Origin of the sequence: Kineosporia rhizophila, from assembly GCF_021277265.1 — a bacterium.
GTDB lineage: Bacteria > Actinomycetota > Actinomycetes > Actinomycetales > Kineosporiaceae > Kineosporia > Kineosporia rhizophila.
Map to the genome: position 1 here is coordinate 1 of NZ_JAJSOH010000057.1, position 23961 is coordinate 23961.

At 69.6% G+C, this 23961-nt stretch carries 14 protein-coding genes and 1 pseudogene; 10 read left to right on the forward strand and 5 right to left on the reverse strand.

Annotation, left to right across the window (positions count from 1 at the left end; all coding sequences use genetic code 11):
- Positions 1-16: 16 nt before the first annotated feature.
- From LWF15_RS35355 to LWF15_RS35370, 4 genes and pseudogenes are all read left to right on the forward strand, one after another.
- Positions 17-6739 (forward strand): annotated as a pseudogene (locus tag LWF15_RS35355) (amino acid adenylation domain-containing protein); the annotation flags it as partial.
- On the forward strand, positions 6736-6972 hold the full coding sequence (locus tag LWF15_RS35360) for a phosphopantetheine-binding protein (RefSeq protein WP_232815372.1): 237 nt from the start codon (positions 6736-6738) through the stop codon (positions 6970-6972). The pseudogene LWF15_RS35355 and the gene LWF15_RS35360, both read left to right, overlap by 4 nt.
- Positions 6973-7072: 100 nt before the next feature.
- Positions 7073-8125 carry an ABC transporter substrate-binding protein gene (locus tag LWF15_RS35365; protein WP_232815373.1) on the forward strand — a complete coding sequence of 351 codons (1053 nt, stop codon included), beginning with the start codon at positions 7073-7075 and terminating at the stop codon, positions 8123-8125.
- 97 nt (positions 8126-8222) lie between these two features.
- On the forward strand, positions 8223-9557 hold the full coding sequence (locus LWF15_RS35370; protein ID WP_232815374.1) for a cation:proton antiporter: 1335 nt from the start codon (positions 8223-8225) through the stop codon (positions 9555-9557).
- A 150-nt stretch (positions 9558-9707) separates the two neighbouring features.
- Here the strand turns inward: LWF15_RS35370 and LWF15_RS35375 are convergent, their stop codons facing one another.
- The 3 genes from LWF15_RS35375 to LWF15_RS35385 form a co-directional block, all read right to left on the reverse strand.
- Complete coding sequence (locus LWF15_RS35375; protein WP_232815375.1) at positions 9708-11789, reverse strand: HNH endonuclease signature motif containing protein; 2082 nt, start codon at positions 11787-11789, stop codon at positions 9708-9710.
- A complete protein-coding gene (locus LWF15_RS35380; RefSeq protein ID WP_232815376.1) occupies positions 11786-11923 on the reverse strand; it encodes a hypothetical protein in 138 nt (45 codons plus the stop codon). The genes LWF15_RS35375 and LWF15_RS35380 overlap by 4 nt, the downstream gene beginning before the upstream one ends.
- Before the next feature lie 711 nt (positions 11924-12634).
- Positions 12635-13300: a GntR family transcriptional regulator gene (locus LWF15_RS35385; RefSeq protein WP_232815377.1), complete on the reverse strand. Its 666-nt coding sequence runs from the start codon at positions 13298-13300 to the stop codon at positions 12635-12637.
- Between the two features lie 16 nt (positions 13301-13316).
- Between LWF15_RS35385 and LWF15_RS35390 the strand changes: the two genes are divergently transcribed.
- The 4 genes from LWF15_RS35390 to LWF15_RS35405 all read left to right on the forward strand — a co-directional run bounded on the left by LWF15_RS35390 (position 13317) and on the right by LWF15_RS35405 (position 18462).
- On the forward strand, positions 13317-16142 hold the full coding sequence (locus LWF15_RS35390; protein WP_232815378.1) for an FAD-binding and (Fe-S)-binding domain-containing protein: 2826 nt from the start codon (positions 13317-13319) through the stop codon (positions 16140-16142).
- Positions 16143-16258: 116 nt separating this feature from the next.
- Positions 16259-17449 carry a serine hydrolase domain-containing protein gene (locus LWF15_RS35395; protein WP_232815379.1) on the forward strand — a complete coding sequence of 397 codons (1191 nt, stop codon included), beginning with the start codon at positions 16259-16261 and terminating at the stop codon, positions 17447-17449.
- Between the two features lie 31 nt (positions 17450-17480).
- Complete coding sequence (locus tag LWF15_RS35400; protein WP_232815380.1) at positions 17481-18020, forward strand: LytTR family DNA-binding domain-containing protein; 540 nt, start codon at positions 17481-17483, stop codon at positions 18018-18020.
- A 13-nt stretch (positions 18021-18033) separates the two neighbouring features.
- Positions 18034-18462: a hypothetical protein gene (locus LWF15_RS35405; protein ID WP_232815381.1), complete on the forward strand. Its 429-nt coding sequence runs from the start codon at positions 18034-18036 to the stop codon at positions 18460-18462.
- A gap of 100 nt (positions 18463-18562) precedes the next feature.
- Here LWF15_RS35405 and LWF15_RS35410 read toward each other — a convergent pair whose 3' ends face one another.
- Both LWF15_RS35410 and LWF15_RS35415 read right to left on the reverse strand, forming a co-directional pair.
- Positions 18563-19219 (reverse strand): TetR/AcrR family transcriptional regulator, encoded by a 657-nt coding sequence (locus LWF15_RS35410; protein WP_232815382.1) that lies wholly within the window; start codon positions 19217-19219, stop codon positions 18563-18565.
- Positions 19206-20204 carry a LysR family transcriptional regulator gene (locus tag LWF15_RS35415; protein WP_232815383.1) on the reverse strand — a complete coding sequence of 333 codons (999 nt, stop codon included), beginning with the start codon at positions 20202-20204 and terminating at the stop codon, positions 19206-19208. Before LWF15_RS35415 ends, LWF15_RS35410 begins: the two co-directional genes overlap by 14 nt.
- Positions 20205-20456: 252 nt before the next feature.
- Here LWF15_RS35415 and LWF15_RS35420 point away from each other — a divergent pair, with 252 nt between their 5' ends.
- Entirely contained in the window at positions 20457-22643 is a 2187-nt protein-coding gene (locus LWF15_RS35420; protein ID WP_232815384.1) for a hydantoinase/oxoprolinase family protein, read from the forward strand.
- A partial coding sequence (locus LWF15_RS35425; protein WP_232815385.1) for a hydantoinase B/oxoprolinase family protein occupies positions 22640-23961 on the forward strand: 1322 nt, incomplete at its 3' end. The genes LWF15_RS35420 and LWF15_RS35425, both read left to right, overlap by 4 nt.

Genomic DNA, 23961 nt, shown 5'->3' on the forward strand with positions numbered 1-23961 from the left:
ATACACCGCCGAACGCCTACCCGACTACATGGTCCCCACCGCGTTCGTCATCCTCGACACCCTGCCCATCACCCCCAACGGCAAACTCGACCGCCGCGCCCTCCCCGCTCCCGATCTCACCGCCAGCACCAGGAACAGTCGGACCCCGACCACAGCAACCGAAACCGCGCTCGCCCAGATCTTCACCGACGTCCTCAAACTCGACGGCAACATCTCGATCGACGACGACTTCTTCGACCTCGGCGGACACTCCCTCCTGGCCAGCAGGCTGGCAGCGCGGGCGAGCACCGTGCTCGGTGTCGAACTGACTCTGCGCGACGTGTTCGAAGCCCCGACGGTGAAGGCGCTGGCTGCCAGGGCGCAGAATCTTGGCACCTCGAACCTGGCCGTCCCGTCCGTCAGCGAAGTAGTGCGTCCCGAGCAGCTTTCGGCCTCGTACGGACAGCAGGCGCTCTGGCTGAGCGAGCAGATCGACTCCTCCGGCTTCTATCGGACCGGCGAGATCCTTGAGTTCCAGCAGCCGGCTGACGTCCCGGCCCTCTGGCGGGCGGTGCGGCGGCTGCAGGAGAGGCACGAGTCGCTGCGCACCACCTTCTCGATGGACGAGACGGGAACGCTGCGACAGATCCTGCTCACAGAGATCCCCGAGTCGGCGGCCCTGCGCATCGTCAACGCGTCCGACAGTTCACCGGCGACCCTGGTGGCGCAGTTGTTCGCCGAACCGCTGGACCTGTCCACCGAGTTCGGCCTGCGTTTCACCCTGGTCCGGACCAAGGACCACGAGTTGCTGGTCGCGCACGGCCATCACATGGTCACGGACGAGCAGTCCGGCCGGCCCCTGATTCGCGACCTCGATGTGCTGTACCGGCAGGAACTCGGCCTGCCCACCTCCACGTTGCCCGAACTCCCCGTCCAGTACGGAGATTTTGCTACCTGGCACCGCCTCGTTCTGGGCGAGCGTGAAGACCCGCAATCGCGCTTCGCAGCGGATCTGGCCTACTGGCGGGATGTTCTCGGTGGTCTTCCCGCCGAAACCCCCCTACCCTTGGACCAACCGCGTGATTCCGCCTCGGCGCGCACCCTTACCTCAGCGCGGGCCGACTTGTCCGCCCAGGAGTCGGACGAGCTGGGCGCCCTGTTGGCCGACCTCGCCATAACTCCCCTCCAGGCCCTGATCTCGGCCTTCGCGCTGGCTCTGTGGAACGACGGGGCCGGTCACGTCGTCCCGGTCGGGACCCCGGTGAACCTGCGTGACGACCCGGCTCTGACCGAGCTGATCGGCTACTTCGTCAACACCGTGGTGATCCGGGCCGAGGTGGACGAGAGCCGTTCCTGGACCGAGCTTCTGCGTTCCTCCCGAGACCGGACGATCGCCGCCCTGGAACACAAGCTGGTGCCCTTCGAGAGCGTGGTGGAGCACCTTTCCCCGCCGCGTCGCCCGGGGGTGACACCGCTCTTCCAGACCATGGCCGTGTTCTTCGACGCTCCCCCGCAGTCCACCGACGAAGGACGTTTGCTCCAGCCCTTCCAGCCGGAGGGCGAGCCGGACGAGGACACCGCCGAGGCGCTGTTCGACCTGGTGATCGGGATCGACCGGGCCGCCGACGGCCACTTCGAACTGGTGCTCGAAGGCGTCCGTGAATTGTTCGCCGAGGCCTCGATCACCCGGATCGTCGAGACCACCCGGGCCTTCCTGCAGTGGGGTACCCGCCACCCGCAACTGCCGATCGAGCATCTCGTGCAGTTGGTCCGCTCCGGTCGCACACCGCACACCCCAGCCCTTCCCGAGATCGCCGCGACGGTGCCCCTGCCTGGTTTCGTCCCGGCCGAGGGCCACCTCTGGCAGGCCGCGGCCGACCAGTTGTCGCTGGATCAGAAGGTCGAACTGCAGGTGGACGACGCCGGTCGCGGCCAGCTGGCCACTGGCGCCCAGAGCGATCCCGAGTTCCTCGACACCCTGGCCGAACTCGCCCAGGGCCTGGTGGCCGGCTACCGAAACGGCACCGTTCTCCAGGTCGCCACACCGACCCGGGAACCGCTGAAGGACCTGCCCGGTCTGCTGAACGATCCCTATTGGAACGACTGGGTCGACGAGGTCGCCGACGCCGAACCACTGACGCTGGCACCGGGCGAAGCTTCGCAGGCAACAGCGAGCGCTGCCGTACTGGAGGCCGTTTCATCTGCCAGGACCCGAGCGCTCGCCGTTGCCGCCGTAAGTCGGGCGCTTTCGGTGGACGACGAGGGCGACCTGGTGATCGAGTTCGAGGAGCCCGGTGACCGGCGCTTCATCGCGGTCGTCGACGAGCAGTCCCTGGCCCAGGTCCGTGCCGCCACTTCGTCCGAGGACGCGGTGGCCGCTCTGGAACCGTTGCTGGACTGGGACCCGGCGCGGGCCGACCAGTACGCAGCTCTGCTCGCGGATCCGGCTCTGGCCCGCTTCTTCGACGACGTGCCAGCCGCCACCGTCCGTGTTGGCGTCTTCGAGACCAACGCCGTTTTCCTGCAGCCGGAATCGACCGAGCCCTCCGTACGTATCCTGATTGCCCACAACGGCGAGCGGGAGCGACAGGTCACCGTTCACGTCAGCGGCACGGGCGATCTGGACCCGAAGGAGATCGCTGACCGCCTGGCCGAAAGTGGCCTCGCGCTGCCGGTGAGAACGGCGACCGTACGGCCGAGCCTGCAGCGCGTCAGCCGTCTTCCCCTGTCGGGTAACGAGATTGCTCGCATCCGGGAACGCTACGGCGCCGACGCCGAGATCCTGCCCCTCTCGCCGTTGCAGAGCGGGCTGCTCTACCACATCCTCCGCGCCCGTGAGACCGGCGACCACAACGCCTACATCTCCCAGATCTGCTACGACCTGAAGGGTTCCGTCAACGAGGACCGGATGGGCGAGGCGATCCGCGCCGCGCTGCACCGGCACCCGAACGTCCGCGCTGCCTTCGTCTCCGGCGCCGAGGGCGAGGTGCAGGTCATCCCGGCGTTGCGGCAGCTGCCCCTGCGGGTGGTGCGACGTGCTGACTACGACGACTTCGCCGCCTGCCTGGACTCCGAGCGCGAGCAGCCGTTCGAGCACGAGGAACCGCCGCTGCTGCGCTTCGCCCTGATCGAACGGGGAGCTCAGGCCTGGAGCCTGGCCATGACGGCCGAGCACATCCTGATGGACGGCTGGTCGCTGTACGCCTTCCTGGGTGAGGTGCTCGACCTCTACACCGATCCGGCCTACGCCGAGCGGGTCGCCCCGGCCTCGTTCCGTAGCTATCTCGACTGGGTCGCCGACCGTGACCCACAGGCCGCCGACCAGGCCTGGAGCACCTATCTGGCCGACCTGGCGAGCCCGTCGATCCTGTGGCCGGCCGGCGGGGACCTGACCGCCACCCAGGCGGACACCGGCGACCTGTTCCGTGACCTCGACCCGTCCTCGGCGGCAGTCGTCTTCGAGGCTGCCCGCTCGGCCGGGACCACGGTGGGAACGGTGCTGCAGGTGGCCTGGGCGATCACCCTGGGCCGGCTGACCGGCAGCGGCGACGTGGTCTTCGGCAACAACGTCTCGGGCCGGCCGCCGGAGTTGCCCGACGCTGAGCGGATCATCGGTCTGCTGTTCAACACGCTGCCCTTCCGGGTACGGCTGAACCCCTTCGAAACCGTGGACGCGTTGCTCCGGCGGGTGCAGCAGGAACAGTCGGCGGTGGTCGAGTATTCGTACACGGCTCTGACCGACATCCAGAAGGCCGCGGGCCTGGGCACCCTGTTCGACACCCTGTTCGTGGTGCAGAACCTGGGCTTCGACGGTGAGGACGAGGGGGCGGACTCGGAGTTCGGCGTCACCGGGGACTCCTCGAACGATGCCACCCACTACCCCGTTACTTTCGCGGTCAACCCCTGGGAGGGGGACTCCTCCAGCGGGGTGGGCGTGCGCCTGTCCTACCGGCGCGACGCCTTCGACGACGAGGCGGCCGGGCGCCTGGTGGAGCGATTCGTCCAGGTGCTGACCTTCGTGGCCGGAAACCTCGACGTACCCGTGGCCCAGGTGCCGGCCCTGCTGCCGGACGAGCCGGAACGGGCGCTGGGGCACACCGAGGACGCGTACCGGCCGGTCGAGGAGGTGACCGTGGGGGAACTGCTCAACCGCCAGGTCGCGCGCTCGGCCGCAGAGATTGCGCTGGTCGCCGGGGAGCGCCGCTACACCTTCAGCGAGTTCGCCGTCGAGGTGAACCGGTACGCGCGACTGCTGCTCGAAGAAGGAGTCCGCCCCGAACACCGGGTGGCTCTCCTGCTGCCACGCGACGAGCGCATGATCATCGCGATGTTCGCAGTCTTCGCGGTGGGCGCCGCCTACGTGCCGATCGACGCCGAACACCCCGACGAGCGCATCCAGTACATGCTGGACGACACCCGTCCCACAGTCACTTTCGTCACCGACCGGGACGCCTCGCGGCTGGGGGCGGCCGGGTGCGTGCTCAATCTCGACGACCCCCGGGTCACCGGCCGTCTGGCCGGCCTGGACGCCGGGGCGATCACCGCGGCCGAGCGTGGGGGCGAGGTGTCGCTCGACCACCTGGCCTACGTCATCTTCACCTCCGGCTCGACCGGCCGGCCCAAGGGTGTGGCGGTGGGCTACCGCGGTCTGACGAACATGTACGTCAACCACGTGGAGAAGATCTTCGACCGGGTTACCCAGCATCAGGGCGGGCGGCGGATGCGGATCGCCCACACCACCTCGTTCTCCTTCGACGCCTCCTGGGAGCAGCTGTTCTGGCTCCTGAACGGCGACGAGGTGCACGTCATCGACGAGGAACTGCGCCGCGAGCCGCGCCGCCTGCTGGAGCACTACGACCGTGAGCGGATCGACGGTTTCGACGTGACCCCCTCCTACGGGCAGTTGCTCGTGGACGAGGGCCTGCTGGAACGGGACCGGCCCTCAGGACGATCGGTGTCGGCCGAGGCGGCCGGGGTGGTGTTCGTGTCGCTCGGCGGCGAGGCCGTGCCGGAGCGGCTGTGGCAGCAACTGCGCGAGGCCCCCGGGGTGGAGTCGTACAACCTGTACGGCCCGACCGAGTACACGATCAACGCCCTGGGCGCCGACCTGGCCGACAGCCCGACCTCCAGCGTGGGCCGGCCGATCTTCAACACCCGGGCGTACATCCTCGACGAGAACCTGCAGCTGGCTCTGCCGGGAGTGCCGGGTGAGCTGTACCTGGCGGGAGCTGGTACGGCCCGGGGCTACTGGGACCGTCCGGGTCTGAGCGCTGAACGCTTCGTGGCCTGCCCGTGGGAGCCCGGTGAGCGGATGTACCGCACCGGCGACCTGGCCCGCTGGACCCCCGAGGGCAACATCGACTACCTGGGCCGCACCGATGACCAGGTGAAGATCCGGGGCTACCGGATCGAGCCGGGCGAGGTGGCCGACGTGCTCAGCGCCGACCCCGCGGTGGCCCGGGCCGCCGTGGTGGTGCGCCGGGACGAGTCCGGCTCGCCGCAGCTGTTCGGCTACCTGGTGCCGGCCGGTGACTCGCTCGACATCGACCGGGTGCGTGCCCGGGCCCGGGAGTCGCTGCCCGACTACATGGTTCCGGCCGGCCTGGCCGCGGTGCCCGACATCCCCCTGACCGTCAACGGCAAGGTCGACGCGCGGGCCCTGCCGGTGATCGAGATCAGCGGCACCGACTTCGTCGAGCCCGAGACCCCGCAGGAGAAGGTGGTCGCCGAGGCCGTGGCCGACCTGGTCGGGGCCGGGCGGGTGTCTGCCACCGCGAACTTCTTCGAGGTGGGCGGCAACTCGCTGCTGGCGATGCGGCTGATCGCCCGGCTGCACCGCGACACCGGCCGGGACCTGATGGTCAAGGACGTCTTCGCCCGCCAGACCGTGAAGGAGCTGGCCGGTCTGCTCTCGGCCGACACCGAGGCCGGAACCAGCGTGTCCTCGGCCATTCTCGTGCCGCTGCGGGAGCCCACCCAGAACCGGGTCCTGTTCTGCATCCACGAGTACAACGGCTTCGCCAGCATCTACTCGCGCCTGCTGCCCGGAGTGCCGGCCGAATGGGGCGTCTACGGTCTGCAGGACCCGGTGCACGGTGGCAGCGACGTGGTCATCGACGACTTCGAGCACCTGACCGCGCTCTACGTCGATGCCGTCCAGTCGGTGCAGCCCAGCGGGCCCTACGACATCCTCGGCTGGTCGTACGGCGGGCACATCGCCTTCGGCGTGGTTCAGGAGCTCATCCGGCGGGGCGAGGAGGTCGCCACCCTGACCGTGGTCGACGCCATCCCCACCGCGGACGGGCCCCTGCGCGACGACGAGAACATCCTGCCCGCCGACGCCTCCCCCGAACGGATCGTCAACGACCCGACCCTGCACGCCCGCTTCCTGGAGCTGTTCCTGGCCCGCGAGGCGCGGCTGCTGCAGCTGGAGGACGACGAACTGGACGACCTCGGGGCCCAGCAGAAGCGGGCCTGGGCGGTCTCCGGCATGCGCTCGGAGATGATGACGACGCGGCCCACCACCGGTGTCTTCGAGGGGCCGGCGCTGCTGGTGGCGGCCACCGAAGGCCGGCCGGAGCTGGCCTACGGCAAGCAGCTCGAGGCGATGTGGCGGCCCTTCCTGCCCCAGGTCCGGCGGGTCGAGGTGGATGCCACGCACCGCGCCCTGCTGGACGAGGGGTCACTCGGAGGCTGGCTCCCCGCCGCCCGGAACTTCCTGCTGGAAAACCGAACCCGGAACCAAGGAGAACGACAGTGAGTGTCACCAACGACCAGGCCCTGGCCGACATCGCGGAACTGCTGAACATCGCCCCCGCCGAACTGGACGCCGAACTGGACCTGCGCGACCAGGGCGTGGACTCGATCCGGATCATGGAGCTGGTCGAGCGGTGGCGCCAGGCCGGCGTGGAGAAGGTCGACTTCATCGCCCTGGCCGAGGACCAGCGGGTCTCCCGCTGGCTCGAGGTGCTCGGCGACCTGCAGAAACCGTAACCAGAAAGTTTGCTTAGCCTTACCTAACTTCCAATAGAGTGGGGCCGTTCATGCCACGCATCGCCAGGGGACCGTTCCCTGACGTACCAGGAGGACCTCGATGATCAAGACCCTCACCCGCAGACGGGTGGCCACCCCGGTCGCCGTGCTGGTGTCCCTGCTCGCCCTCGTCGCCTGCGGATCCGACGACGACGGCGGGCCGGAGTCGGGTGAGGCCGCCGCGGCCACGGCCGGGGCTCCGGCCACCGACCTGATGCCGGCCGGGGAGGGCACCACCCAGTACCCGCTGACCCTCGAGTCCCCCTGGGGCGAGACGGTTCTGGAGAAGCGACCGGAACGGGTCGCGATCGTCACCGGCGCCAACGACCTGGACAACACCCTGGCCCTGGGAGTCACCCCGGTCTTCGCCGACAAGTACATGGCCGAGTACGAGTGGGCGGTCGACGCCGGCGCGAACGACGTCGAGAACCTCGGTGAGATCACCGACGTCATCCCGTTCGAGGACGTCGCCGCCAGCGAGCCGGACCTGCTGATCGCGATCCAGACCGACGAGGCGTTCGTGGCCGACAGCTACGACAAGCTCTCGCAGATCGCCCCGGTGCTGGTCGCCGAGAAGACCAGCTGGGACGTCACCTGGCAGGAGTCGGTCGAGCTGATCGGCCAGACCCTCGACCTGTCCGCCGCGGCCGACAAGGTGGTCACCGAGGTCGAGGGCAAGGTCGCCGAGCAGAAGGCCGCCCACCCCGAGTTCGCGGGCAAGTCCATCTCGTTCGTCGAGTGGCACGCCGGCATGGAGTCGCTGACCTTCCGCTCGTTCGAGGGCTCGGCCACCGCCGACGTCTTCGGCGACCTGGGCTTCGTCCCCTCGGCCGCGGCCTCCAAGTTCTCCCGCGACAGCATCATGGTCAGCAAGGAGAACTACGGTGAGCTGGACGCCGACGTGCTGATGCTCGCGGCCTCCAAGGAACTCAGCGAGGACATCCAGACCGAACCCGTGTTCAAGGCGATCCCGGCCGTCGCCGAGGGGCACTTCACCCTTCTCGACACCGAGAAGGAGCCTTCCGCCGGCTGGGCGATGAGCTGGCCGTCGGCCCTGAGCCTGCCCTGGATCACCGAGCTGGTCACCCCGCAGCTGGCGGAAGTCGCCAAGTAACGCAGTAACCCAACCACCCCCGACGGGGGACGTCCGTACACGCGTGGTCACGGACGTCCCCCGTTTTGTCTTTTTACAGTCGCGCCAAGGAGTCTTCATGAGCGCCCCCCTGCCTCCCCTCGGCCCTCACGTGCTGATGCTCTTCCTCCTGCAGATCAGCCTGCTGCTGACGGTCGCCATCGTGCTGGGCCGCCTGGCCGTGCGTTTCGGCCTGCCCGCGCTGGTCGGCGAGCTGATGACCGGCGTGCTGCTCGGCCCGTCCCTGCTCGGGGCCACCGTGCCCGGCCTGTGGGACGAGGTGCTGCCGGCCGGGGCCGACCAGTTGCATCTGGTGGACGCCGTCGGGCAGATCGGTCTGCTGCTGCTGGTCGGCGTCACCGGGGTTCAGGTGGACGTGGCGATGCTGCGTCGCCGGGGTGTCACCGGCCTGAAGGTGAGCCTGGCCGGGCTGCTGCTGCCACTGGCCCTCGGTATCGGCGCCGGGTTCGCCGTGCCCGCGTCCTTCCTGACCGACGGCACCGAGCGCAGCACCTTCGCCCTGTTCCTGGGCGTCGCCATGTGCGTCACCGCGATCCCGGTGATCGCCAAGACCCTGGCCGACCTGGGCCTGCTGCACCGCAACATCGGGCAGCTGACGCTGGCCGCGGGCACCGTCGACGACGCCGTGGGCTGGTTCCTGCTCTCGGTGGTCTCGGCCGCCGCGACCACCGGCGTGCGCCTCGGGACCGTCACCTGGTCGGTCGTCTACCTGCTCGGTTTCCTGTTCGTGGCGTTGCTTCTCGGACGGCCGCTGGTGGCCTGGGCGCTGCGGCTGGCCGGGCGGTCCCAGGACGCCGGGCCCCGGATCACCGTGAGTGTGGTGGTCATCCTGATCGGGGCCACCGCCACCCAGTCGATGGGGATGGAGGCGATGTTCGGCGCCTTCGTCGCCGGCATCCTGATCAGCCTGGCCCGCAACAACGAACCTGAGGACGAGCGTCCCGGACGATCGCTGTGGCGTGACCTCACGCCGTTGCGCACGGTCACCCTGTCGGTGCTCGCACCGATCTTCCTGGCCACCGCCGGGCTGCGGGTCGACCTCACCGCCCTGACCGACCCGGCCGTGGCCCTCACCGCCGTTCTCCTGCTGGGCCTGGCCATCATCGGCAAGTTCGCAGGCGCCTATCTCGGCGCGCGCAGCAGTCGGATGTCGCACTGGGAAGGCATCGCCCTGGGGGCGGGGATGAACAGCCGGGGCGTGGTCGAGGTGGTGATCGCCACCACCGGCCTGCGTCTGGGCGTCCTGTCCAGCGCGACCTACACCGTCATCGTTCTGATCGCCGTGGTCACCTCGGTGATCAGCCCGCCGATCCTGCGTCTGGCGATGTCCCGGGTGGATGTCACCTCCGAAGAACGTGAGCGCCAGGAGGCCATGGCGACAGGGCCGGCCTGACCTCGCGGGGCTGTTCGGTCGGCCTCGACGTTGGCGGGGCGGGGGTATCTCTCCTTCCTGACCTGCACGGGCTGACCGCGCCGCGATCCCAGCAGTCTCACCAGCCTGGCCTCGCTGGACGCGGCGCCCTCTTCGCAACTGTGACTCCATCTAGAAGGTTGGCTCTCCGTATTCGGGGTACACGCCGGTCGGCTCACCCCAGGGAGCGTGCTTGGGCCGAGCCAGAGGCGGGCGCAGCGCGGCGGCGACCTTGGCTGCTTGCTTGGCTGCTTGCTTGGCTGCTTGCTTGAGTGCGGCTCGGCGTTGGCGGTCTTGCTGGTCGGCCTGCCATTGCAAGGCTCGGGCCCAGCGGCGGGTGCGGCGGGTGGTGCGTTCACCGGAGGGCATGAGGTCGATGCGCGTCAGGCTCTCGGGTTGTGCGGGGTAGTCCGGGGTGCGGGTGGGCAGGGTCCAGCCCGGCACGCCTGGCAGTAGGGGTGGCGGGCTGGGGTGATCGGTGCCGTCGGGCGTGGTCCAGATGATGGTGCCGGGCGGGTATGGCTCGTCGGGGCGGGCTGGCCGGGCGTGCCAGTGGGCGAAGGTCTTGAGGCGATGGTGGCCCCGGCACGCTGGGTGCATGTTGCAGGCGCAGGAGAGCCCACCCTGCCGAAAAGGCCTGAGATGGTCCAGATCACAGCGACTGGCGGGCGTGGTGCAGCCGGGGAAGGTGCACACCAGATAGCGGGCAGCGACCTGATTGGTGAGGGTGCGGCCAGGCCGGTAGCGACTGGTCTGGGGCTGGTCGTGGTCCAGGCCGATCGGGCACGGCGACGTCCCCGTGGGGCTGGTAGGTCTACCGGGACTGCCGCCGCTTGTCGGGTGGGCTCGACGCGCGGTGCTGCTCACGTCGTCGGCGCTGTCGGCGCTGTCGGCGCTGTCGGCGCTGTCGGCGCTGTCGGCGCTGTCGGCGCTGTCGGCGCTGGAAGTATCTGCTTGGGCTTGGCCGGCTGAGCTGTACTTCTTACCGCCAGGTGTGCCTGCTGGCTCGTTGTCTTTGCCGTTGTCCTGCTGATGATTACAGGCTCCGGGCAGCACCATGAGGGTGACCTTACCCGGCGCCACAGCCAGACGACGGGCCTGCTCGGCACTGATCACCCCATGCCCCTGCAGCAGGCCGGGGACCTGGTCCAGGCCCAGCAACGTGGCATCGGTAATCGTGACGACCAGGTGTACGCCGCGGCCCTTGACCCGGGGCAGGTCGGGGACTCGCCACCAGGCCGGCATCAAGCCCTCCGGCACCGGCGAGAATCCCAAAGCCTTGATGGCACGGTGGCGCTCGGTAGTAGTCGCCTGCAGGTCTTCTTCCAGACGGCGTCGGAAAGCCTCCGGAACTGCTTCAGAAGGCGGGCTTTCGGCAACGGAGCAGGTAGCTTTTCCGGTTCGACGATCCTGTTCGCGCTCGTCGGCCGGGTCTGAAGCGGCTTCCTGGCCGGACTCCTGTTCCCACTCCTGGCTCTGCTCCTGGTCGTGGGTTTGCTCCCTATCACCCTCCGGGCCGGCCTCGTGACTGGGCTCGTGGCTGGGCTGACGGGCGAACGGGCTGCCGGTCTCATCGGTGGGTTCCTCGTCGCAAGCTTCGTTACGCGGATCTGGCACCAGTGGAATGTGAACCCCCTCTGACAAGGCCTGGATCAGCATCGCCAGCACATCCGCACGCCGCTGATCATGAGTACGGCCGTCCGGCTCGCCGTCCTGTTCCGCCAGGTCCCGAGCCGCATCGGCTGCGGCGTCCAGGAAACCGTCGAGCAACTGCCCGGTCTCGGCCGAGACCATCGCGGTGACCAGAGCCATGCCATCGGGCTGGGCCTGCACCTGCACACCTCGGCCCCGCAGGGCCTGGGCATGACGGGCAGCACCACCGTCCGGATCCAGCTGCAACAGCAACTGCCTGATCAGGCGCTCCAGTTCCCCGTACGTCAGATCCGGCGCCTGAGCCGCCACCATGACCTCCAGCAGCAGCCACGCCTCATTCCCGGGCCTCAACTGCGGGTATCTCTCTTGCCCCCCGTGCAGCAGACGGGTCACCAGACGGGCCCGGTCTACGTCGATACGGCCCTGTTCCAGTTGGGCGAAGATCCGGGGCAGGTCATGCACCAGGCCGACGGCTACCTCTACATCTGCGGCTGCCGTGCGTGGATGACGGTTCAGCTCCGGCGCCAACCGGGAGGACACCAGCTTGCGCGAAGAGATCACGCACGCTGAACTCTTGATCGGGCTTCCACTTCCAGACCCCGGGCACCCTCCTGCTTCACCGTGCCGCTCAGCCCGGCAACAATCTTCAGCCCCGCAACAATCCTCAGCCCGGCAGCGATGCTCAGCATCATCATGCCCCTCAGCCTCAGGCAAGTGCTGTCCTTCCCCGTCCTCCAAGCCTTCCCCGCTCGATTCACCTCCCTCGCACTTCTGATTCGCGCTGCCAGACCGCATATTTCGCCTGCGCCTGCCTTCTGGCTCCTGCCCGCCCTGAGCACCACGCCGACGGGCCACCGGCATTGCCTCGGCTGCCGCGACCAGCGAACGCATTTGGGACGCTTGCAGACGCCGAATCAGCAGTTCGCTCGCCATCAGACCGGCTACCCACGCATCGCAACCGGCCACGGAACGAGGAGCAGCGACCGACGGAGGCGTTCCAGCAGTACCAGCAGCCGCGACTGAGTCGGGCGATTCCTCGGGTCTGCCGAGCGCGTCCAACTCCTCCATCAGCCACTCGAAAACACCGATGGCCGGCCCCGGAACACGCTCCTCAAAACAACCTTCCGCCAGCGCCCCCACCCCGGACACCCCCCGTCAGGACCAGTTCTGCGCGGCCCCCACCGCGACAAAACGAGACTAAACGGCACCACCGACAAGATGGGATCGAAGCAGCTCAGAGCGGGCGGGCGACGCTTTCACATCAGCCAGGCGACGCTGCCCCGATCAGTGGCCGGATGGCGTCATGTCCTCGCCGTGGCAACGGCCTCACGGAGCCGTCAGATTCAAAAAGCCTTACAGCCCGAACGGCGCGAACACGAAACCACTCACAGCAGAATCCATGTCCGTCAGCCGCAGGTGACCTCCTCCCAGAGCTCGCGGATCGACCGCTCCTGGGGCGAGACACCGGCCGCCTCAGCCATGAGTAGCAGCGCGGTGGAGGTGAGGTGCTCGGTCATGGCCACGGCGGCCTGCTCCGGATCGTGGGCCTGGACGGCGACGACGATGGGCCGGTGCTCGGCGCAGATCGCGGTATGGGTGCGGTGGGTCGGTTCGCCGAGCAGGCTGGTGGTGTCGCGAAGCCCGGCGACGATCTGCGCCGACCGCCGGTTGCCCCCGCCCAGCAGGATCAGCTCGTGCAACCGCCGGTCCTGCGCCCAGAACTCCTCGTCGCCGTCGGCCCGCTCCATGGCGCTCATGCACTCCAGCAGCGCATCGGGTGAATCAGGGGCAGCGGCGCAGCGGCGGGCGGCGGGCACCTCGAGGGCCAGGCGGACAGCGAAGATCTCGGCCAGATCGCGCGGCTGGGGCAGGAGCACCCGGAAGCCGCGATTGCGGCTGATCTCGACCAGACCGGCCTCGGCGAGGCGCAGCATGGCCTCGCGCACCGGGCTGCGGGAGAAGCCCAGAGCCTCCGACAACTGGTACACCGAGTAGACCTCACCGGGAACGTAGCGACGGGCCCGGATGCCACGCCGTACCTCTGCGACAACTTGGTCGGCCAGTGATGCCATGCGTAACATGTTACTCATGGCCAGCATCGCCCCCGCCCCGATCACCACCGACGTCGCTTCGGCCCTGCGCAAAGCGGGTCTGGAAGTACGCGACGACGCGGGCACCAAGGCGATGTACGCCACCGACGCCTCGCTGTACCGCATCCCCCCGCTGGCCGTGGTGCGCCCCCGGCACGCCGACGAGGTGGCGACCACCCTCGAGATCGCCCGCTCGCTGGGCGTGCCGCTGACCTCACGCGGCGGGGGCACCTCGATCGCCGGCAACGCGATCGGCCGCGGCATCGTGATCGACTTCAGCCGCCACCTGAACCGGGTTCTCGAGGTCGATCCGGCCACCCGCACCGCGCGGGTCGAGCCCGGCACCGTGCACGCCGTGCTGCAGAAGGCCGTGCTCCCTCACGGCATCCGGTTCGGCCCCGATCCGTCCAGCCACCCGCGCTGCACGATCGGCGGCATGATCGGCAACAACGCGTGCGGCAACCGGGCCCTGGGCTACGGCCGCACCTCCGACAACGTGCTGGCGATGACCCACCTGCTGGCCTCGGGCCAGATGCTGCGCACCGGCTACTCCCCCGACGGCACTCCGTTCGCCGAGGGTCCCGAGACCCTGCTGCAGGAACTGCATGCGGCGGCGGGCCGCCACCTCAAGGCCGCCCGCACCGAGTTCGACCAGTTCGGCCGCCAGCTGTCCGGCTACGCCGTGCAGCACCTCCTGCCCGAGCGCTTCGACCTCGGCCAGGCCCTGGTCGGCTCCGAGGGCACGCTCGGCATCCTCACCGAGACCACGGTGCGGCTGGTGAAAGACCCGGCGCACCGGGTGGTGGTGGCGATCGGTTTCACCGACATCGTCGCCGCCGGCGAGGCCGCACCCACCGTGGTCACGTTCCGGCCGACCGCCTGCGAGGGCATGGACGAGCGTCTGGTCGAGGTGCTGCGGGCCCGCCGCGGCGACAGTGCCATCCCGCCGATGCCCAAGGGCGGCGCCTGGCTGCTGGTCGAGATCGCCGGTGACGACCAGGCCGAGGTGCTGGAGCGGGCGCACGCCCTGGCCGGTGCCGGGCTCGGGCTGCAGTCACTGGTGGTGCAGGACGCGGTCACCCAGGCCCGGCTCTGGCGCATCCGCGAAGACGGCGCGGGCCTGGCCGGCCGTGCCCCCTCGGGCAAGCCGGCCTGGCCCGGCCTGGAAGACGCTGCCGTGCCCCCCGCCAAACTCGGCGCCTACCTGGCCCGTTTCGACGAACTGGTGGCCGGGTACGGCATGACCAGCGCGCCCTACGGGCACTTCGGCGACGGCTGCATGCACGTGCGCCTCGACTACCCGCTCGACCGCCCCGACGGCCTGGTCGTGCTGCGCGAGTTCCTCACCGCCGCAGCCGGTCTGGTGGCCGAGTTCGGCGGCTCGATCTCCGGCGAGCACGGCGACGGCCGGGCCCGCGGCGAGCTGCTGTCACTGATGTACTCCTCCGACGCGATCTCGTTGTTCGGTGCGGTGAAGCAGGCCTTCGACCCGCAGAACGTGCTCAACCCGGGCGTTCTCGTCGATCCTGATCCGTTCGACGCCGACGTGCGCGCGGCCGGCGTCAGCTACCGCAAGGACCTGGCGTTCAGCTACGCCCACGACGACGGCGACCTTTCCCAGGCTCTGCACCGGTGCACGGGCGTGGGCAAGTGCCGCGCCGACAACTCCGCCGCCGGCGGCGTGATGTGTCCGTCCTACCTAGCCACCCGCGAAGAGAAGGACTCCACCCGCGGCCGGGCCCGGGTGCTGCAGGACGTGGTGCGCGGCGACCTGTCCTGGAACCACCCCTCGGTCGCCGACTCGCTCGACCTGTGCCTGTCGTGCAAGGGCTGCGCCTCCGACTGCCCCACCGGCATCGACATGGCCACCTACAAGTCAGAGGCTTTGCACCAGAAGTACAAAGGACGTTTGCGGCCTCGATCGCACTACACGCTGGGTTGGTTGCCCCGATGGGCCCGTCTGGCCGGTCGTGTCCCCCGGCTGGCCAATCTGGGCATGACCCTGCCCGGCCTGAACAAGCTGGCCCTGTTCGGCGCCGGAGTCGACTCCCGGCGTTCGGTGCCGGAATTCGCCCGCACTCCGTTCCGCCGCTGGTGGTCCCGACAGGACACCAAGACCGGTGGCACCCCGGTCATGCTCTTCGTGGACTCGTTCTCGGACGCCTTCTCCCCCGCCGTGGCCGAGGCCACCGTGCAGGTCCTGCGGGAGGCAGGCTACGAACCCCGGCTGCCTTCGGCCGGAACCTGCTGCGGGCTCACCTGGATCACCACCGGCCAGCTCGACGCCGCTCGTAAGATCCTCGGCTCCACCGTCACCGAACTGGCGGCGGCCGCCCGGGCAGGCATCCCGATCGTGGGCATCGAGCCCTCGTGCACCGCCGTGCTGCGCACCGACGCCGTGGAACTGCTGGACACCGAAGACGCCCACCTGGTGGCCGATTCCACCAAGACCCTGGCCGAACTGCTCACCGCCACCGAGGGTTGGAACCCGCCCGATCTGACCGGCACCACCATCATCGCCCAGCCGCACTGCCACCACCACGCCGTGCTGGGCTGGAACACCGACAAGGCCCTGCTGGCCCGCACCAACGCCGACATCCAGACGCTGGCCGGCTGCTGCGGCCTGGCCGGCAACTTCGGCGTGGAGATCGGGCACTACGAGGTCTCGCTGGCGGTGGCCGACCAGCACCTGATGCCCGCGCTGAAGGCCAAGCCCGACGCGGTGGTACTGGCCGACGGCTTCTCCTGCCGCACGCAGGTCTCCGACCTGGCCGACCGCCCCTCGGTGCACCTGGCCCAACTACTCACCCGCCGCAAGGACTGAATCTGAGCCGGCCGGCAGGACCACTGACAGCGGCCTGACGACCACTCACGCGTACAACGTTCCCTTGCGGTCCGTGCCCTTCCTAGCGTCGAGACAAACGACCTCAGGAGGGGCACATGCGCAAGGGTGTGAGAATCGCTGTCTGGATCGGGGCAGCAGTGGTGGCGGTTCTGGTCGCCGGGGCAGGGGCACTGGCCTACACGTACCGGCCGATCTCTCAGGCCGAGGCGGACGCCGCCATCCAGGAGCGCCTGCGGAAATCGGTCGCTGAGAACGAGTCGGTGTCCGCAGCGCTCTTCACGACGTATTCCGGCAAGGACGAGCGGCTCCGTCAGTACGTGGCGGGGACCCTGGCCGCCGATTCTTCCGAACCGGCCCGGGTGGACAGCCAGTTCCACTCGGCCAGCGTGGGCAAGACGATGCTGGCCACGGTCTTCGGTCAGCTCGTCGACGAGGGACGGGTGCAGTTCGGCGACCCGGTCTCGAAGTTCGTCCAGGCGTCCGTGCTCGAGGGCCTTTTCGTGGTCGACGGGGTGGACCACTCCGGCGAGGTCACGACCGGTCAGCTGCTCAGCCACACCTCCGGTGCGGCGGACTACTTCGAGGGTCCCGTCCTCACCGGGCCGTCCATGATCGACATCATCACCCAGGACCCGGACCGGCTGTTCAGCCCGCAGGACCTGCTGGCGTTCTCACGCGAGCATCAGGCCCCGGTCGCCGCGCCGGGTGAGAAGTTCGCCTACTCGGACACCGGGTACGTGCTGGCCGGGCTGGCGCTGGAGGCGATCGAGCAGACCCTCTACGAGCAGATCCTGCAGGAGCGGATCTTCTCGCCCCTGGGCATGCGTGACAGCTTCGTCCTCACCGAGTACGGCACCGAGAACGGGACGCTCGCGGTGACCGCACGCGGGGTGGATCTGAGCGATCGCAACGCCCTGTCGGTCGACTGGGCCGGCGGTGGTGTCGTGACCACCACGGCAGATCTGGTGACCTTCCTGCGCGCACTCACCTCAGAGGGACTCTGCTCGGGCGAGACGCTGGCCCGCCTGACCTCTTTCGAGCACCAGTACGACACCGGGATCCACTACGGGATGGGCGTGATGCAGTTCCGCTTCAGCGAGCTGTCCCCGCTGCTCTTCTCGATGAGCGACGCGCACGGGGCGGTGGGCGCGACCGGCACCTACGCCCTGTACGACCCCGACTCCGACACCATCTACGTCGCGAACTACGGCTCTCTAGAATTCGGCCAGAAGGCCATCGAGGAGCTCGTGCAGTTGCGCCTGATTGTCGAGCGCGTGTCGGAGTGAGCAGCCAACCGGGGCACGGAGGAGCGGACGGATGGTGAACCTGGTGTGTTCGGACGACGTCCGGCAGCGCCTGGAACGCGAACTCGCCGCCCTCGGCCTCTCCCTGGGCCCGGAGGACCGCTGGGTCCTGGTCGAGCGGGGACACCCGATCCCCGAAGGCGTGCCGGCCATCGTCTTCGATCCGCTCGACTACATGGACGTGGTGCGTGTACTCGCCGCCGGGGTGCGGGCGGGCGGCACTTTCGCCCGCACCCTGATCGGGCAGCGCAACGATGCCTTCGTCGTCCTCACCGCCCGGGAGGTGCTCGTGGTGGAGGCCTCGGCCGACGGGATCTTCGCCGTCACCGCCGCCGGGCGGCTGCGGGTCCGCGCCACCCTGCAACAGGTCGAGTCGGACTGGGCCGCCCTCGGTTTCGTCCGCGCCAACCGTTCCCAGCTCGTCAACCTGGCCCACGTCAAAGAGATCGTGCCCTGGTTCAACTCACGCTACGTGCTCCGGATCGCCGGTGGTAGCGAGGTGGAGGTCTCCAAGGTGTACGCCCGGCAGCTCCGCAGCACGCTCGGGCTCTAGGAAGGAGAGGCTCGTGGATTTTCGCGCGATCGGCAGGTCCGGGGCTCTCGGCCTGGTCATCGGGGCGGTGCTCGTCCTGATCGGGGAGGCTGACGCGACCCTTCCCGAACGCCTGCTGACCCTCCTGCTGGCCGGGACGGCCGGGCTGGCCATCGGCGCCGTGACCGAGTGGCTGACCTCTCTGCTGCCGGCCCGGATCGCTCGCACCGGAACCTATTTCCTGATCAGCGCGGGCATCGCGGTCACCATCTCGGCGCTCGTCACCGTAGCCCTGGTCCTGCTCAGCCCGGAGCCGATGGGAGACGGCGGATGGCCGGTCCCCCTGGTCGTCGTCGCCATCGTGAGCGCCGGCAACGTGGCCGACTTCGTCCTGCACCGACGAGCGCAGCGCCGGCTGCGGGCCTTCCAGTCCGGCCTCGAGGATCCGCCGCCACCCGGCTGAGCTGCCACTCCGGCCCATCCAGCCGGTCCGGCCCATCCGGCCCATCCGGCCCGTCCAGCCGGTCCAGCCGGTCCAGCCGGTCCAGCCGGTTCACTGCGGCTCAGCGCCGGCCCACCCACAGCAGGTACTCGCGCACGTGCAGCTCGATGAACTCCTCGTCGAGCGGGCGGTGGCTGACCAGGTAGCGGTAGTAGATCGGCGAGCCCAGCATCTCGGCGGCGTGGGCCAGCGGCAGGTCGTGCCGGGCCTCGCCGCGGGCCACGGCGGTGGCCAGGGCCTGCTCCACGATCGCCCGGCGGCGGATCAGCCACTCGGTGGCCACCTCGCTGACCTCGGGGGCGTTGCGGTCGGCGTTGACCAGGTAGCGGAAGGCCGGGCCGACCGGGGTGTCACGCAGCACCAGCACCAGGTTGCGGGCCAGGTGCTCGACGTCGGCGCGCAGCGAGACGTGCTGCGGGGCCGGAGCCAGCTGGTCCATCTGCACCGCGATGGTGGCCAGGATCAGCGCCTCCTTGCTGGGCCAGCGCCGGTATACGGTGGCCGAGCTGACTCCGCAGCGGGCCACCACCGCACGGATGGTGAACTGCTCGACGCCCTCTTCCGAGAGCACCTCGATGGCCGCCCGCAGGATCGCCTCGGTGGTCTCCGGGCTGATCGGGCGCCCGCCCGCCCCACCGCCCGACCGCCCGAGCGTCGGCGCGCTGGGCAGATCAGGCAGCGGGGCCTCGTCGAGGATCGGCTGTTCAGGACTGGGCAACGGAATCCTCGTTCTGCTCGACATTCGGCGTTGCTGAGTGGTGCACGGTTGCCGAGCGGTGCCCGGCGAAGTCTCCGGCGGCCTGCCGCAGGGCGGCCAGGGTCGCCTCGACCGCCTGCGAGGAGGCCGCCCGCGGCGACCTGATCGCACTGATCGTACGGGTTGCCACCGGTTCGATCGGGACCCCGACCACCTCGTCGCCGGTGATGATCGGCAGCACCACCTCCGGTACCAGGGCCACCCCGATCCGGGCCGCGACGCTGCGGGCGATCACCAGATGATCGTCGGTCTGGACTGTGATGTCGGGCACGAAACCGGTGCTTTCACACAGCCGCAACAGATGCGAGCGGCACTGTGGGCATCCCGCAATCCAGTACTCCCCGGCGAGGTCGGACAACTGCACCGAGCTCGCGCCGGCCAGCCGGTGCCCGGCCGGAACGGCCGCGTGCAGCCGTTCCTCCATCAGCACCACCCGTTCGCCGGGCGCCGACGCGGGCCCGGCCGGGTCGTCTGGGTAGTCGAACACCACGGCCAGGTCGCATTCCTCGTCGGCGAGCCGGGTCAGCGCCGCCGGCGGCTCCAGGTCGACCACCGAGAAGGTCAGCCCCGGCTGACTCTCGCGCAGACTGCGCAGCGCCGCCGGCAGGATCGTGGCCGCTGCGCTGGGGAAGCAGGCGATCCGCACCGACCCGCGGGCCAGGCCGACCACCGTGGTGACCTCCACCTCCGCGCGCCGGATCGATTCCAGCACAGGACGGATGTGGCCGGCTGCGGCGCGGCCGGCCTCGGTCAGGCGCACGCCCGAGGAGGTGCGCACCAGCAGCGGGGCACCGACCCGTCGCTCCAGGGCGGCGAAGGCCTGGGAGACGGCGGGCTGGCTCATCCCCAGGGCCCGGGCGGCACCGGAGAGGGAACCGGTGCTGAGGACTTCCTCCAGCACCCGGAAGTCACGGACGTCGAACATGCCGTTCAGCGTGTCAGCCATAAGCGTTGCTTAGAAGCTCCTTCGCTCCGTTACACAGAACTGTTACATGAAGAAACAGAACCGCTGTTTTCGTTTCTTAGGCTCTTGCCCTGACGATCTAGCATGTCAGAAGCTTTCGGGGTACATAGTTGAACCTAGAACAAGCCGGAGATACGAAAGGGACGTTGTGCTAACTGTCGGAACCACCGCGCCGGACCCGGTCCGCCACGCATCGTCCCTGGTTATGGGCCGTCCGGGATCGGGAGGCCGACGGTGAGCGGTTCGTCGCTGCGTGTTGGCGTCGACGTGGGCGGCACTTTCACCGACGTGGTGCTGCGCGACGACGCGACCGGCCAGTGGTGGGTGCACAAGCTCCCCACCAGCACCCACGACCCGGCCGAGGCGATCCTGCGCGGTGTGCTCTCGGTCACCGCCGCCGCCGGCCGGGAGGCGAGCGGGCTGGGCACCCTGCTGCACGGCACCACCGTGGCCACCAACATGCTGATCGAGCGCGACGGCTCGCGGGTCGGGGTGGTGACCACCGAAGGCTTCGGCGACGTTCTCCACATCGCCCGCAAGAAGCGTCCTCTGAACTTCTCCAGCTACCTCGACGTGCCCTGGCAGTCCGACCCGATCGCCCGCCGCGGTCTGCGCGAGGAGGTCCGCGAGCGCATCGACACCCGCACCGGCTCCGTGCTCGAAGCGCTGGACGAAGACGGTGTGCGCGCCGCCGGGCGGCGCCTGCGCGAGCAGGGCGTGCAGGCCGTGGCGGTCTGCTTCCTGGCCTCGTTCGCCAACCCTGAGCACGAGCGGCGGGCCCGGGAACTGCTGGAGGACGAACTGCCCGGCGTGTTCGTGACCACCAGCACCGAGTGCACCCCGCTCTACCGGGAGTACGAACGCTTCAACACCGCCGCGGTGAACGCCTACGTCGGACCCCGCACCGGCACCTACCTGGACAAGCTGACGGAAGCCGTTGCTGCGGAAGGTATTCGCGCGGGGGTGCGGCTGATGTCTTCCGGGGGCGGCACGATCTCGGCCGAGGTGGCCGCCCGGCAGCCCGTGCAGCTGCTGATGAGCGGGCCGGCCGCCGGAGTGATCGCCGGACGCCGCACCGGGCAGGACATAGGCCGGCCGAACGTGATCACCCTTGACGTGGGCGGCACTTCGACGGACATCGGTGTGGTCCCCGGCGGCGATCTGCGCTACAAGCACCTGCTCGACACCCGGATCTGCGGTGAGGCCCTGATGGTCTCGATGCTCGATGTGGAGACGATCGGGGCCGGCGGAGGCAGCATCGCCTCGGTGAAGCAGGCGGGTGGCTCGTCGGTGCTCTCGGTCGGTCCCCGCAGTGCGGGCGCCTACCCCGGTCCGGCCTGCTACGGACGCGGCGGCGCCGAGCCCACGGCTTCCGATGCGATGGCCGTGCTCGGCTGGCTGCGCCCGGAAACCTTTGCCGGGGGCACAATGCAGCTGGACGTGGAGGCGGCTCGCCGGGCCGTGGCCACGCTGGGCTTCGACGAGGTGCAGACCGCAGCCGCAGGCATCGTCACCGTGCTGGTCAACGCCATGGCTTCGGCCACCCGGATCCTGTCCGAACGCAAGGGCCTGGACCCGCGCGACTACGCCCTGGTGGCCCAGGGTGGTGCCGGACCGGCCTTCGGCTGCGCGGTGGCCGAGGCGCTGGGCGCCGACTGCGTGCTGGTACCCGCGCACCCGGGCCTGGCCTCGGCCTTCGGTCTGCTCGGCAGCGACCTGCGCTACGAGGTGCAGGCGACGGTGTGGCAGCGCAGCGGGGACGCCGATCTGCCCGTGCTCGCGAGTGCCCTGGCGGAACTGGAGGCTCGGGCGAGCGCGTCGCTGGCGGCCGACCACGTGCCGGACGAACTGCGGGCGATCGAGCGCTCGGCCGATGTTCGGTACGCCGGACAGGGTTACGAGCTGCGGGTGCCGGCCCCGGACGGCGAGGTGGACGCGGCCTGGCTCGACGGGCTGGCCAAGGCCTTCCACCTGCGCCATCAGCAGACCTACGGGCGCAGCTTCCCCGAACAGGAAGTACAGGTGGTGAACGTGTGCGTGGTCGGCGTGGGCAAGGTGGCCGCAGGCCCGCAGCCGGTCTCAGCCGAAGCACACCGACCCGCCCGCCCACCCGGGGTAACACGACACGCCGGAGCCGAGGTTGAGCCGAGTGCAGTGCCAGACCAACAGAGGACGCCCGCCCCGGCCACCACGACCGACGCCACGTGGTGGGTGGGCGGCTCCGCGGTCACCCTGCCCACCGCCGTCCACCATCGCGACGCCCTGCGCCCCGGCGACCTGATCACCGGCCCGGCCCTGGTCGAGCAGATGGATTCCACCGTCGTCGTCCCGCCCGGCTTCGCCGGTCCGGTGCACCCCGATGGCACACTCGAACTGCGGCTCTCCCCCGGCCGGACCGTCCAGAAGGGGGAGCGCGCGTGAACAAGAACCCGGTTCCGGCCGTTCCGACCGTTCCGACGCTGCCCGGCACCGACCTGTACTGCACCTCCCCGGGTGGCTACACCGAGCGCTACTGGAACCCGGTCGACCTGGACCCGATCACCCTGTCGGTGATCGGCGGGGCGCTCGACGCCACGGCCAAGGAGATGGCCCAGGTGCTGTACCGGATGTCGTACTCCACCCTGATCCGCGAGTCCGAGGACCTCGGCGCCGGGCTGTTCGACGTCGTCGGCCGCGAGTTCTGCGAGTCCGACTCCACGCCCATGCACATCGGCTCGCTGCCCGGCTACATCCGCGGCATCAACCGCAAGCTCGAGGGCACCTACCGGCCGGGCGACGTGATCCTGCACAACGATCCGTACCACGGTGCTGCGCACTCCCCCGACTACGGCGTGCTCATCCCGATCTTCCACGAGGGCCGGCACGTCGCCTTCGCGGCGGCGACCGGGCACCTCAGCGACGTCGGCGGCGCCTCCCCCGGCCTCAGCGTCGACGCGATCGACGTCTTCGCCGAGGGCAAGATCCTCGACGCGGTGCGGCTGGAGCGGGCCGGCGTGCGCAACGAGGACCTGTGGGAGCACGTGCTCGGTAACGTGCGCGCGCCCAGCCAGAACGCGGGGGACATCGAGGCGATGATCTCCTGCTGCCGGCTGGGGGTGCGGCGCTGGGAGGAGCTCGTCGGGCGCTACGGCTTCGACACGGTGATGAGCGCGGCCGAGGCCTGGATGGACCACTCCGAATCCAAGCTGCGGGCCGCGATCAGCCGGGTGCCGGACGGGGTGTACCGGGCGCCCGAGGGCTTCCTCGACGACGACGGCAAGAACCGCGGCGTGCCGGTCCGGATCGCCACCACCGTCGAGGTGGCCGGCGACGAGATCATCGTCGACCTGACCGGCAGCAACGCCGCGGTCGACACCGCGATCAACGCCCCGCTGGAGGGCAGCGTGCTGCCGACGGTGAACTTCGCAGTGCGCACCCTGCTGCTGGACGAGGCGATCACCGGTGAGCCGGTGCCGCAGAACGACGGCATCTTCCGCGCGGTCAAGGTGCGGGTGCCGGTCGGCACGATCTACAACCCCTCGTTCCCGCACGCCTGCTCCAGCCGGTTCCCGGTGATCAACCGGATCCCCGACCAGGTCAACCTGGCCCTCGCCGAGGTGCTGCCGGACAACGTCACCGGCGGCAACTCCGCCTCGCTGCAGGCTCTCTCGTACAGCGGCTACGACCCGGCCACCGGCGAGTACTGGATCTACGTCGAGGTGGCCGAGGGCTCCTACGGCGGGCGCAGCGGCAAGGACGG

Excerpts from the sequence above, each read along its gene's own strand:
- LWF15_RS35370 (WP_232815374.1), top strand. The coding sequence starts at position 8,223 with ATGAGCGCCCCCCTGCCTCCCCTCGGCCCTCACGTGCTGATGCTCTTC.
- LWF15_RS35365 (WP_232815373.1), top strand. The coding sequence starts at position 7,073 with ATGATCAAGACCCTCACCCGCAGACGGGTGGCCACCCCGGTCGCCGTG.
- LWF15_RS35385 (WP_232815377.1), bottom strand. The coding sequence starts at position 13,300 with ATGGCATCACTGGCCGACCAAGTTGTCGCAGAGGTACGGCGTGGCATC.
- LWF15_RS35380 (WP_232815376.1), bottom strand. The coding sequence starts at position 11,923 with ATGATGATGCTGAGCATCGCTGCCGGGCTGAGGATTGTTGCGGGGCTG.
- LWF15_RS35415 (WP_232815383.1), bottom strand. The coding sequence starts at position 20,204 with ATGGCTGACACGCTGAACGGCATGTTCGACGTCCGTGACTTCCGGGTG.
- LWF15_RS35395 (WP_232815379.1), top strand. The coding sequence starts at position 16,259 with ATGCGCAAGGGTGTGAGAATCGCTGTCTGGATCGGGGCAGCAGTGGTG.
- LWF15_RS35400 (WP_232815380.1), top strand. The coding sequence starts at position 17,481 with ATGGTGAACCTGGTGTGTTCGGACGACGTCCGGCAGCGCCTGGAACGC.
- LWF15_RS35390 (WP_232815378.1), top strand. The coding sequence starts at position 13,317 with ATGGCCAGCATCGCCCCCGCCCCGATCACCACCGACGTCGCTTCGGCC.